The 12,485-nt window shown below is 51.1% G+C and carries 13 protein-coding genes; 7 read left to right on the top strand and 6 right to left on the bottom strand.

The window, feature by feature from the left end:
• Positions 1-468 (bottom strand): 2'-5' RNA ligase family protein (locus ACOJTG_RS01065; RefSeq protein ID WP_420152103.1); only part of this gene is annotated, 468 nt, incomplete at its 3' end.
• Positions 469-527: 59 nt separating this feature from the next.
• Between ACOJTG_RS01065 and ACOJTG_RS01060 the strand changes: the two genes are divergently transcribed.
• Both ACOJTG_RS01060 and ACOJTG_RS01055 read left to right on the top strand, forming a co-directional pair.
• Positions 528-734: a DUF2945 domain-containing protein gene (locus tag ACOJTG_RS01060; RefSeq protein ID WP_420152102.1), complete on the top strand. Its 207-nt coding sequence runs from the start codon at positions 528-530 to the stop codon at positions 732-734.
• A gap of 106 nt (positions 735-840) precedes the next feature.
• Positions 841-1,032: a hypothetical protein gene (locus ACOJTG_RS01055; protein ID WP_094811919.1), complete on the top strand. Its 192-nt coding sequence runs from the start codon at positions 841-843 to the stop codon at positions 1,030-1,032.
• A gap of 304 nt (positions 1,033-1,336) precedes the next feature.
• On the opposite strand, the gene ACOJTG_RS01050 is transcribed toward ACOJTG_RS01055, so the two are convergent.
• Complete coding sequence (locus ACOJTG_RS01050; protein WP_420152101.1) at positions 1,337-2,410, bottom strand: L-dopachrome tautomerase-related protein; 1,074 nt, start codon at positions 2,408-2,410, stop codon at positions 1,337-1,339.
• A 75-nt stretch (positions 2,411-2,485) separates the two neighbouring features.
• On the opposite strand from ACOJTG_RS01050, the gene ACOJTG_RS01045 reads away from it, so the two are divergent.
• From ACOJTG_RS01045 to ACOJTG_RS01030, 4 genes are all read left to right on the top strand, one after another.
• Positions 2,486-2,989, top strand: coding sequence for a YdeI/OmpD-associated family protein (locus ACOJTG_RS01045; protein WP_420152100.1), 504 nt, complete (start codon positions 2,486-2,488; stop codon positions 2,987-2,989).
• 60 nt (positions 2,990-3,049) lie between these two features.
• Positions 3,050-3,550, top strand: a complete 501-nt coding sequence (locus tag ACOJTG_RS01040) for a DinB family protein (RefSeq protein WP_420152099.1) — start codon at positions 3,050-3,052, stop codon at positions 3,548-3,550.
• Between the two features lie 155 nt (positions 3,551-3,705).
• Positions 3,706-4,665 (top strand): NAD(P)H-quinone oxidoreductase, encoded by a 960-nt coding sequence (locus ACOJTG_RS01035; RefSeq protein ID WP_420152098.1) that lies wholly within the window; start codon positions 3,706-3,708, stop codon positions 4,663-4,665.
• An 83-nt stretch (positions 4,666-4,748) separates the two neighbouring features.
• Positions 4,749-5,510, top strand: a complete 762-nt coding sequence (locus ACOJTG_RS01030) for an NIPSNAP family protein (RefSeq protein ID WP_420152097.1) — start codon at positions 4,749-4,751, stop codon at positions 5,508-5,510.
• 199 nt (positions 5,511-5,709) lie between these two features.
• On the opposite strand, the gene ACOJTG_RS01025 is transcribed toward ACOJTG_RS01030, so the two are convergent.
• From ACOJTG_RS01025 to ACOJTG_RS01015, 3 genes are all read right to left on the bottom strand, one after another.
• A complete protein-coding gene (locus ACOJTG_RS01025) occupies positions 5,710-6,957 on the bottom strand; it encodes a DEAD/DEAH box helicase (protein WP_420152096.1) in 1,248 nt (415 codons plus the stop codon).
• A gap of 24 nt (positions 6,958-6,981) precedes the next feature.
• Complete coding sequence (locus ACOJTG_RS01020; RefSeq protein ID WP_094812906.1) at positions 6,982-7,185, bottom strand: VF530 family DNA-binding protein; 204 nt, start codon at positions 7,183-7,185, stop codon at positions 6,982-6,984.
• A gap of 85 nt (positions 7,186-7,270) precedes the next feature.
• Entirely contained in the window at positions 7,271-9,463 is a 2,193-nt protein-coding gene (locus ACOJTG_RS01015) for a B12-binding domain-containing radical SAM protein (RefSeq protein ID WP_420152095.1), read from the bottom strand.
• A gap of 342 nt (positions 9,464-9,805) precedes the next feature.
• Here ACOJTG_RS01015 and ACOJTG_RS01010 point away from each other — a divergent pair, with 342 nt between their 5' ends.
• A complete protein-coding gene (locus ACOJTG_RS01010; protein WP_420152094.1) occupies positions 9,806-11,947 on the top strand; it encodes a S9 family peptidase in 2,142 nt (713 codons plus the stop codon).
• Between the two features lie 294 nt (positions 11,948-12,241).
• Here the strand turns inward: ACOJTG_RS01010 and ACOJTG_RS01005 are convergent.
• A partial coding sequence (locus tag ACOJTG_RS01005) for a helix-turn-helix domain-containing protein (RefSeq protein WP_420152093.1) occupies positions 12,242-12,485 on the bottom strand: 244 nt, incomplete at its 5' end.

Here is a 12,485-nt window from a genome sequence, read left to right as displayed (position 1 = left end):
TTCCCACAGGACGAGCCCCGTTGCCCGTATTTCAAAGGGTTCAAAATGTTGCTGCAATTCCTGTTGCAGGGCTTTGGCTTCGGCTGGACTTACCTTATTCTGAACCGTAATATGAGGCCACAATCGCTGCTGATCCTGCGGAATCAGCCACTGGGCCCATTCGTTCTGCAACTGTCGATGCAGAGCTTTCAACGGTTCGCTTTCGATCGCAAAGGCGACTCCCCGCCCAATCATTTTTACTTCCCGTACGCCGAGTTTCAGGGGTGGTCGCTGCGTCAGTTCCCGTAGTGTATTCTCAATAATGGGTTCCTGAGGCGGTAACTGATGAAATAACGTCAAGTGAGCTTTCAGAAAATTTCGGTCGGGTGGAAAGTATTTTTCCCGTAAATCATCGAAGTATTGTTGGGCCTGGGCTTCCAGCTTTAACGTTACAATCAGTGGAAATAAGGAGTCAGATTCGGTTTGCATACGGGTCAAAACTGGCATGGTTTCTTTTGTTAATACGCTGAACAAAAAGAATCAAACCAATGAAAAAAGGCGACGAAGTAAGCTGGAAGTGGGGAAATGGGAAGGCACATGGTACCATTGAGTCGGTCCACACCGAAACCATTGAGCGAAAAATTAAAGGAGAAGCCATCACCCGCAAGGGTACGGAAGACAATCCGGCCCTGGTAATCAAGCAGGAAGACGGCGATAAGGTCTTGAAACTGGCTTCGGAAGTAGATAAAAAATAGAAGAAAACCCGGACGAAAAAGTTAGGAAAAACGGCTCTGAATACTGTTGGAACGCGTTTTTTACCTTCGATTGAAACGAAACGTCTCACTATTAATCTTTGACCTTATGAAAAAGTTGACATTAACCCGCTGGTCCACGTACCTTGTTTTATTATCAATCACCATGAGTTTGACCAGCTGCGAAGCCATTAAAGGCATCTTCAAGGCAGGCGTTTGGAGCGGTATCATCATGGTTGTTTTAGGTATTGCCGTAGTAATCTGGGTCGTTTCCAAGCTCTTCGGTGGCGGAGGCCGCTAAACGGTACCACTTCTTCAATCCTACTAATCTTAAGAATTATAAAAGGCGGTCCAGACTATTCTGGACCGCCTTTTATGATTTTGAATTCATGGGTTTAGTACAACTATAATCCCAAAGCGTAACTCTGCAGGCAGTGAAGGAAATATAACTTTGGGACAGTTGAAGATCGATCAGAAAGGCAGTTGGAAACTGCCGGGTTATAGGTACAAGTTTGGAAACCTACACGAGTTGTAGCCTCTCCAATCGAACGCCCCAACCCCGAAGGGGTTCAACGTAAATAGCCACGTATGCAATGCGGGGAATCCTACAGTTTCACCCGGTACAAACGATACGGATAATCCACCCGATTTTGTCCCTGGTTGAACTTAGGAGCCCGCTGGTACTGAGCCGCCGTTACGTACAAATAGCCATCCGGACCAATCGCAAAGCTATCGGGCCAGAGCAATCGTTCGTCCTGTACCAGCGTTTCGAACGTACGATTCTGGGCGTTGAATCGATACAGCGTTTTCTTTTCCGAATCTCCCATGTACACATTCCCGGCTTTGTCGGCGAACATTCCGTGTGAAATGCCCGCTTCCCCGACCGCTTCTACTTTCGATTCCAGTTCTGCTTTCGGCAACGAAGCGTCGGCGAGAGCCGCTGTCGGGATGCGGTATAATTTAGTCTGAGTAATCGGTCGGTAATAAAAATATTCCCCCGCCAGAGCAATGCCATTCACGTTACTACTGAAGGATTTCCCCGACTGATCCTTTACCTCGATTCCATCAATCCTAAGCTTATAGGCAGGATCAGCCGTCGTAGAAGGATGTTTTTCGAGTACCGTCCGACTCTTGCCCGTTTTTAAATCCAGTACGACCACGGCGGCCCGTCCGGGATCCGACAAGAACGCCACCTGGCGTTTGGTATCCACGTTCACATCGTTTAGACCCGTCTTCTCCCGGGGCAGGTCTTCAAAACGATACACGCGTTCGACGGCATTCGTTTTCAGGTTAATTTTCAGTAGTTTAATTCCTTCGGGAATCGATTTCCCGAAACTCGGGTTGGCTGGATCCAAGGCCCACAGGGTATTATCGGCGTCCACATACAGGGCCTGCAAACTCACAAAATGATCCTGGGGGTGTAAGGAATCTTCCTGATTCCAGGCCTGGTTCGGGTACGGCACCTGAGTACCATCCGACTTGATTTCGATCAGGGCGTTTTTATAATCCTTGGACCATTTCGGAAACGTAACGAAGGTTCGTCCCTCGGGCGAAATCGCTAGTCCTACGGGTTGATATTTTCCAAACTGAGCCGCTTCTTCCAGCGTACGCTTCGAAGATTGGGCCATGCCTAACGTCGTACACAGAACGAAGGCCAGGGTGTACACATGTTTTTTCATACATTTCCGTACTTTTTTGCAAGCTTACGGCACCTACATTCGCAAAAAGAACGTTCCCGATAATCCATTTTACGCATGGCCATCATCGATCCGATCGAATATCCTACCGTCATCCGTACCCTCGATCATCTGGCGGGATCCTACATTCCCGTACCGGCTGCGATCGTACAGCAAATCGGCACGTTCAACATTCGCCTGTTTTGTACCCTCAACGGGGTCCTTACCTGGCCCTGTGGATTGGTCGCTCACGGCCAGGGCGATGCCTATATCACGATTAATCAGGAACGACTTCGGAAACTGAAACTAAAACCCGGCAGTGAAGTACTCGTGCAACTCAGGCCAGATGACAGCGAATTCGGGCTGGAAATGCCGGAGGAATTACAGGAAGTACTGCGTCTTGATGACGAAGGCCAACGTCGTTTTCGGGCACTTGTGCCGGGGAAACAACGATTTCTGATTCGAACGGTACTCGCGGTAAAAAATACGCAGTTACGCGTGGAGCGATCCCTGCAATTGATTACTCGTTTGAAGCAGGCTCCCGAAGGTAAGGAAACGTTTGCCCAATTATCGCTCCGCTAAAGCCAGCGGTTCCTTTGAACGATTTTTTAGCGTTTTACCATCCGAACTATTCATTGTATTATGGCTGAACTGCGTGAAGTCTGGCTCCGTGGCCCCCTACCCGACCTACCTGATTTGTTACAACCCGTGGCCCATGCCCTGCTCCAGGCCCGGGAAGAAATTCAGGCTCTGACCGCTCAATTTCCGAACGTACGACTGTGGGAACGGCCCTCGGGCGTTGCCTCTCCGGGTTTTCACCTCCAGCATCTGACGGGGATACTGGATCGATTGTATACCTACGCCCGGAGCGAAGCCCTGACGGAAGCACAGCTCGCGTACCTGGCGGCGGAAGGTTTGCCGAATGAACAAAGCGTTACGGAGCTAGTCGAGCAATTTAATCGACAGGTGGATCAAGCTTTGGAACAGCTCCGTTATACGGACGTGCCAACGCTTACCGAAACGCGGGGCGTGGGTCGGGCTCAACTTCCTTCCACCGTACTGGGTTTGTACGTACATTCGGCAGAACACACCATGCGGCATTTAGGTCAGTTACTGGTAACGGTTCGAATGCTGGAAAGTTGAAGTAATAATTTACTCGTTCCGACCAGCTAGGTCATTCCCGAAAGGGGCCATTTTTCAAACTTGAAAAGCGTATTCAAACCCTCTTAAACCTTCTGCCTTTTCAAACGTCATTCAAACTTTAAACCACTTAAACCTCCTCAAACCCTACCTATCGTATGAAAGCAGTAGTAGTCACCCAAGCCGGCAATCCGGATGTATTGCAGGTACAGGACCGTCCGGTACCGCAACCCAATGAAACTCAGGTACTCATTAAAGTAGAAGCCGCGGGAATCAACCGGGCCGATCTGATGATGCGGCAGGGGAAATACGGCGGCGAGACGCCCCCCGTACTGGGTCTGGAAGTAGCGGGAACGATCGAGTCCTGCGGCCCCACGGTCAAACAATGGAAAAAAGGGCAACGCGTCTGTGCCCTCATTGCGAATGGTGGTTACGCCGAGTACGCTCTGGCCGACGCCCGGCATTGCCTCCCCCTACCCGCTGACTTGCCCATGACCGAAGCAGCGGGGTTGCCCGAAACCCTGTTTACCGTCTGGAGTAATGTGTTTCAACGAACGAAAATACTACCCGGCGAAATCCTGCTCGTACAGGGCGGCACCAGCGGAATTGGCCTGACGGCGATTCAGATGGCTAAAGCCTTTGGCGTACGCGTGTATGCCACGGCGGGTACCGATGAAAAGTGTGCCTTTGCCTGTAAATGGGGAGCCGATCGCTGTGCCAATTACCGTACGCAGGATTTTGAGGCCGAGTTTTCGAATACGGGCGTGGACGTTGTACTCGATTATGTGGGCGGCAATTACACCGCCAAACACCTGCGTCTGCTCCGGCCCGAAGGTCGCCTGTGCTGGCTAGCCGGACTCGATGGCGTGAAAACGGAAATTAACATCATGGATGTGATGTCGAAGCGATTACAGCTAACGGGCAGTATGCTTTCGCCCCGTACTGCTGATTTTAAAGCTCAGCTTGCGGCCGACATTGAAGCCAAAGTGTGGCCCCTCGTACAACAGGGCAAAATACGCACGGAGGTGTACCGGACTTTCCCGCTGGCGGAAGCGGCCGAAGCTCACCGACTCATGGAAAAAGGCGAACACATCGGAAAGATTATTTTGACGGTATAATGGATACTTTAGGCATACGCAAATGGCTATACGTCCAGCTATCTTTGTGGCTGTTTTTGACTTAACCATTCCTCTACTGATTCATGAATCGCCGGAAATTTGTTACCTCCTCCGTACTTGCGGCCACGGCTGCTACTTTACCCGCTCAGGCTTCCACCCAGGCTGAAGCGGCTTTTTTTGAACTTCGTGTCTATGAATTAAGGGGAGGAAATGCTCTGGACGAATATTTAAAGACGGCTCTGATTCCTGCTCTAAACCGGCAGGGCGTAAAAACCATAGGCGTATTCCGCGAGATGGGGAAATCGGAACCTCCGATGGTGTATGTCCTGATTCCCTATGCTTCCATGCAGGCCTACGGCGAGTCAGCCAGTCGGCTGGAGAAGGATTCGGATTTCCAGAAAGCCAGCGAGAACTACCGGAATCTGATGCCCGAACGAGCCTCGTACGCCCGGTATAAATCGTCGCTGATGCAGGGATTTTCGGGTTTTCCGCAGGTTGTAGCTCCGGATACCAAACAAAGTCGAATCTTTGAACTGCGTACTTACGAAGGGTTCAGTGAAGACGCCGTTCGCCGGAAAATTGCCATGTTCAACGACGCGGAAATCAAGGTATTCAACAACGTGGGCCTGACGCCCGTTTTCTTCGGTGAAGTCAAAATCGGCGATTCTCTCCCCTGTCTGACGTACATGCTGACGTTCAAAAACATGGAAGAACGCGATGCCAATTGGAAAAAATTCGGCAGCGACCCCGACTGGAAACGCATTTCCGGACTCCCCGAATACGCGAATACCGTCTCCCGAATTCAGCGGGTATTCCTGGAACCTACGGCCTATTCTCAGGTTTAAATCAATGAAAAATCGTCCGGGGCAAAACCCCGGACGATTTTTCATTCAACTCCGTAAGGAGTATTACGCATTCAAATACCCGATTTTCGACGTTGAGCTTTGAAAGCAGAAAAGCGAGCAGCTACCCGCATTAAACCACCATCAAACCTCATACGTTTTTAAACCTTAAACTTCATACCCCCCTCAAACTAACCCCCACTTACAACTGCTTTTTCTTCTTTTTCTTTACTTTCGAAAGTCGTTGTTCCTCTTCCTGAATCAGGCTCCGCCAATCGGTATTCTTTTCACTATCGGCTCCCAGATCAATCGTGGCTTCGTAGTCTAACTGATCAATGTTCAGGACCTTGATGGGCTTCGTTAAATAGGCTTCAATTTCTTGTAGTATGGGCTTTTCCTCCGTACTGCAAAACGATACGGCGTGCCCCCGCTGCGTACCCCGACCCGTACGACCCACGCGGTGTACGTAGTTTTCGGCCTGTTCTGGAAGATCGTAATTGACGACGTAATCCACGTTGGCAATATCAATACCCCGGGCACTTACGTCGGTAGCAATCAGCACTTTTGTTTCACCTTTTCTGAAATCATTGAGTACCGACAAACGATCCGTTTGTTCCTTTCCTCCGTGAATGGTCTGACTGGCGATATTCATCCGTTCAAGAGCCTTACTGACGCGTTCGGCCCGAACTTTGGTACGGACAAACACCAGTAGTTTACTTTCGGGATGTTCGTTAATGAGCCGTTCCAGGAAGAAACGTTTGTCGTCCATTTCCACAAAAGCCACGGCATGATCGATGTTCTTAGAAACGGGATCTTTCGGCGAAATCTGAATCCGGATGGGATTCGTGACTAGCGAGTACGCCAGTTTTTTGATCGTCTCGTTGATCGTGGCTGAAAAAAACAACGTCTGCCGTTTTTTGGGCAGGTACTTGATCAGATCCTGAATATCCTTAATGAAGCCCAGGTCCAGCATGTGGTCCGCTTCATCGAGAATCAGGATTTCTACGCTATTCATGTGAATGTAACCCTGACTCGTCAGATCAAACATCCGTCCCGGCGTCGTCACCAGAATGTCGATACCTTCTTCCAGTTTGGCAATCTGCGGTCCCTGCTCTACGCCCCCGAAGGTACAGAACGACTTTACTTTGGAATGGTGACCGATTTGCTGGAAAACCTCCGTAATCTGGATGGCCAGCTCCCGGGTGGGTACCATCACGATACACTTGATGCCGGTACTGCGTTTGGTCTGCTTCCGGTTGTGGATCATGCTCAGCACCGGAATGGCGAAAGCCGCCGTTTTTCCGGTACCGGTCTGGGCAATGGCCAGCACGTCCTCGCCCTTTAGAATGGGAGGAATCGATTTAAACTGGATATCCGTCGGCCGCTTGAAGCCGAGTTTAACCAGACTTTTCTTTATTTCCGGAGCAATGGAATATTCTTCAAATTTCATAGGCCATGTGTTTTACCGGAATGTCTAATCGAGACTTTCCAGGTACAATTCTTCTACTTTCTTACGAGCCCAGGGCGTTTTCCGTAAAAACGTAAGGCTCGATTTAATGCTCGGATCATGGGTAAAACACCTGATCCGAATCCGTAAGCCCAGTTGATCCCAGCCGTAATAATCGACCAAATGAAATAAAATCATTTGTAAGGTTTTGCCTTCGAGTGGATCTTTCATAATGGTTTATTTCCTGTGTATTCAGTTACCCCGCATTGCATACGGGGCTATTTACATTGAACTCCTTCGGAGTTGACGAGCCTAGTTATACAATGAGCAAACCATTTTCACGCAATTTACCGCCGATGTCGGACGATAAAAAATCCTGAAAACTGCCCAAGCCTTCCGCTTCGTAGGACTGTTTTATTTTTTCGAACGACGCTGGTTCCGTTACCTGAATCGTCGGTAGCGTATCCGTTAGCCACTGACCCGTGGCGGCATCCGTTACGAAGCCCCACTCCTGCTTTCGATCATAGAAGGTCAATTCGGCCAAATCGACCCGGTGTTTTCCGCGTTTTTCCTCAAAAAAAGCAAGCGAAGGCTCCTTTCCCAGCCAGACGGTCAGGGCATTGGGACGAATGTCTTCTTCCTGATCTTCCACGCTTCGCTGAATATAATTCGGCGGAATCGTCGTTTTCGGTACCCGAAAATCGAACCATTCCTGCAAAGGAAACTCAAAACAAACGCCGTGCATGTAGTTAAAGAGCGATTTCCGTAACCCCTCGGCGAAGCGGTCGTGGTTGGCTCCCAGCGGGTCGGCGTGATCCAGGTCGTTGTCGGCAAAATCGCCCGCAATGGGGCCAATCCGCTGTACTTCGAATGCTTCCGGCTGTAAACCTACGGGCGAGTGGGCCGTCATGGCAAAGCGATGCCAGAACCCCGACTGTACAATGCCCAGTTCGAACAATTGCCGCACCATTTCCAGCGAATCAATCGTTTCCTGAGCTGTTTGCGTCGGAAATCCGTACATCAGGTAGGCATGCACCATAATACCCGCCCGTGTAAATCCATCGGCCACGCGAGCCACCTGAGCCACGGTTACACCTTTTTTCATCCGGTCCAATAGTCGATCCGAAGCCACTTCCAGTCCCCCCGATACGGCAATGCAGCCCGAGGCTTTGAGTAACATACACAAATCGGGTGTAAAACTTTTTTCGAAGCGGATGTTCGTCCACCAGACTACCGTCAGTTTTCGGCGAATGATTTCCAGAGCCAGTTCCCGCATCAGGGCGGGCGGAGCAGCCTCGTCCACGAAATGGAAGCCATTCTGCCCCGTTTGTTCGATAATCTCTTCGATTCGATCGCAAAGCAGCGAGGCCGTCATGGGCTCGTACCGTTTGATGTAATCGAGCGTCACATCGCAGAAGGAGCACTTGCCCCAGTAACAGCCGTGGGCCAGCGTCAGCTTATTCCAGCGACCATCGCTCCAGAGGCGGTGCATGGGGTTTACGACTTCAATGACCGACAAATAATCCGCTAGTGGCAACTCGCGGTAATCGGGTGTTCCGGTATCCCGCTGGGCTACGTCGCGTTCTTTGGTGCCATTCAGGTAATGTACGGCTCCATCGATTCGCGTGAAGACCCGCTTGAGATTCGCTGCCGTCCGGGTCCCGGACAGGTATTCCAGCAAATGCAGCAAGGGGGCTTCCCCATCGTCAAGGCATACGTAATCCAGGTAATCAAAAACCCGGGTTTCCTTCAGCGAGCGGAGTTCGGTATTGGCATAACCTCCCCCCATGACTACGGCAATCTCGGAATGATGGGTTTTCAGGTATTTCCCGCACTTTAACGCTCCGTATAGGTTGCCCGGAAAAGGGACCGTCAGGCATACCACAGTGGGCTGCCAGTACCGGATTTTTTCTTCCAGCAAATCGGTCAGTATCGTTGAAATTAGCGTATCCGGAGCCTGGAGCGTGGTGTGTAGTTCGTCAAAATGCGTCGCCGAACGTCCCAGCCGTTCGGCGTAGCGGCTGAAGCCAAAATGCGGATCGACAGCTTCGGTAATCAAATCCCCCAGATCTTCGAGGTACAGCGTCGCCAGGTGACGGGCTTTATCGTGCGTACCCATCGTTCCGAAGGCCCAGTCCAAATCATCGAGTTGGGCAAACCGTGACGCTTCGGGCAGATAAGTTCGGTCACTGATGGCGTGAGCCAGCGTTGGGTTTTTATTCTGGAGGAAACGAATCACCGGACCGATGGTCTGGATGTATTCATCCCGCAGCGAATAAATGCGGTAACTGTTATCGGAAAGCTCGATACTGTCGTTGGCGACCAGTGCATCGAACATCGTTTGCAATCCTTTTCGGGAAAATAACTGCAGAATCACCTCAATGCCCAGATCGGCCTGATGCGATTCGTAGCCTTTGGTATTCAGAAAACCTTTCAGGTACGCCGTGGCCGGGTACGGGGTATTTAACTGCGTGAAAGGTGGGGTGATGAAGAGAATTTTTGGTGTCAAATCTATGCTGCGTTGCCGCTACAAAGGTACGCCATCTGACTGAGCAATAAGCAAGAAAATGCTGGGTTCATTCCAATCCCATTAAATTAATACGACACGAAGGGGTGAAAAGTCGTACGCATTTTCTACCAATAGGCCTACAAATAAATGCTCGATTCAGACAAAGCATGTCTACGTTATCCTTCAAACACATAGCCATTCTTTTACCGCCTGTCCTTTATACCTCCTGTTTTATCTGAAAAAACAGGAAAAGGCGAATGAAAAACTATCTTTACTCGTCTATACGCATACGGCTTCGCTTGTTCGCCGTATGTACATACACCCATTGAACCTTCCGATTCTATGTTTTCTCTATTCCGTCTGCTCGGATGCGTAGGGCTGCTGAGTATCGCATCTATTGCTTCCAACGCCCAATCGTTTTCACTCGAAGCCGTCAAATCGTATCCTTTCCCTGCGGATTTAACGGCGGCGGCCAAGGGCTCCCGCATTGCCTGGACGATCAATGAACAAGGCAAACGCAACATTTACGTAGCTGAAGGTCCGTCGTATACACCCCGCAAGATTACCCCTTATAGCAAGGACGATGGGCAGGAGCTAACCAGTGTGACGCTTTCAGCCGATGGCCAATGGGTCGTGTACGTACGCGGCGGCGAGCATGGAGCGAATTGGGACGAACATCTGGGCGTAAACGTCGATGGTTTGCCCTTTGCACCTAAAGTAGAAATCTGGGCCGTTCCGTTTAAAGGCGGCGAGCCTAAGCGACTCAGTGATGGCGATTATCCGGTTTTATCACCGAATGGTAAAACCGTTGCTTTCCTGAAAGGCGGACAGCCCTGGTCGGTACCCGTGAACGGTAGTGAACCCGCAAAAATGCTTTTCTCGACGCGAGGTACTACTCATTCGCTGGAATGGTCCCCCAACGGTAGCCAGCTGGTTTTTGTTTCCAATCGTGGAGACCACTCCCTCATCGGAATTTATACCAACGCCCGGACGCCGCTCCGGTGGCTGGCTCCTTCCTTTGCTCACGACCGTAGCCCCCGGTGGTCGCCGAATGGGAACAATCTGGTCTTTGTGCGTACACCCGGCACGGGCGGAGTACCGGATTCCGTACTGGTTCGCAAGCACCGCCCCTGGTCCATCTGGCGGGTTAATGTGGCTTCCGGTAAGGCCACGCAACTCTGGCAGGCTCCCCGAACGTTGGCGGGCTCCGTACCGGCTACCAATGGTGGTTTCAACCTACACTGGGCCGCTCAGAATCGCATTGTTTTTCTGTCGTATCAGGATGGCTGGCCACATCTGTATTCGATGCCTTCCACGGGCGGCACACCCCTGCTGCTTACGCCGGGTTCGTTCACAACGGAGCATGTTCGCCTGAGTCCGGACCGCCAGTGGCTTACGTTTAGCGTGAATGTAGGTTCCGACCCCCAGGATCTGGATCGTCGGCACGTGGCCCGGGTACCCGTGGACAAAGCCGACATGGAAGTACTAACGCCCGGTAATGGATTGGAGTGGACACCGGTCGTTACGGGGGATGGTACGTCGCTGGCTCTCATCAGTGCTACGGCTCAACGACCTCCCCTGCCAGCCGTGATGCCCTTTGGCAAAGGTACGCCCAAGCTACTGGGCGAGTCTTTGATTCCGGCAAACTTCCCACAGCGGTCGCTGGTTACGCCCAAACAAGTCATTTATAAAACGCCCGATGGATTCACCGTACACGCTCAACTTTTTGAGCCGACGGGTGGCCCCGCCCAGAAGCCCGCGATTATTTACGTGCACGGCGGCCCCATGCGGCAAATGCTGCTCGGCTGGAATTATTCGGATTATTACGCCAATGCCTACGCCACGAATCAGTACCTCGCCAGCCTGGGTTTTGCGGTTCTTTCGGTTAATTATCGCTTGGGTATTGGGTACGGTTTTGAATTTCATCAACCCGCCGGAGCTAACACGAGCGGAGCGGCGGAGTACATCGACATCAAAGCAGCGGGTGACTGGCTGGCGAAGCAATCTTTTGTGGATAAAAACCGGATTGGTATTTACGGCGGCTCGTACGGCGGCTATCTGACGGCCATGGCCCTAGCCAAGGATTCGAAACTGTTTGCGGCGGGCGTCGATATTCACGGCGTACACGACTGGACGACGGATCGCACCATGTCTGTCACCGCTCCCGACCGGTACGAGCGAGCCCCGGATGCTGATTTAGTTGGGAAAATAGCCTGGGAGTCGTCGCCGACGGCTTACATCAGTACCTGGACCTCCCCCGTACTCATCATTCACGGGGATGATGACCGCAACGTACGTTTCAATCAGAGTACGGATCTGGTTCGTCGCCTCGAAGCGAAAGGCGTCGATTTGGAAACGCTCATCATCGTCAATGATACGCACCACTGGATGAAGCATGCGAATGCACTCAAAGTGGGCAATGCGACGGCGGCGTACTTTCGGAAGAAGCTGTTGGAGAAAGCTAAAGCGGGAGCTGGTGAATAACTAAGGATTATCTTTTTGTTTTTAGCTTCACTGAGATGGCTGGACTTTCAGTTCATTGCATTACAACTGATAGCCATTAACTAGTTTATAGTATCACTATTTCGTCCTTTAAAGACGGCTGGTCATTTAGTCCATATACATTCCATGTCGGCACGCCCACCGCTCTTTTCATCCCGCTTTAGGCCACCGCGTTGCGGATGAAACCATTCCATGGTGGCCGACATGGAATGGGATAGGACGGGGCCTGGATTTATGCCGTCGACGGTACCGACTCGCTAAAAACTATTAACCATTCTAGTTTGCCAATTGATACTGCTTGGGCGTAACCCCGTAGACCTGTTTGAAGGACTGGATGAAGCTCGACAGGTTTTCGTACCCAATCTCGTAATACACTTCGCTGACTTTATAATCGCCCTGTTTTAGCAGTTGGGCGGCCTTTTGCATTCGTTTTTCCAGGAACCACTTATTAGGCGAAGTACCATAGATTTTAGCAAACCGTCGCTTAAAGGTAGACAGGCTGGTATGACACAGAAAGGCG

The sequence above is a fragment of the Siphonobacter sp. genome, from assembly GCF_048595215.1.
In the GTDB taxonomy this organism is placed as follows: Bacteria; Bacteroidota; Bacteroidia; order Cytophagales; family Spirosomataceae; genus Siphonobacter.
This window is presented reverse-complemented; position numbering and strand designations above follow the sequence as displayed.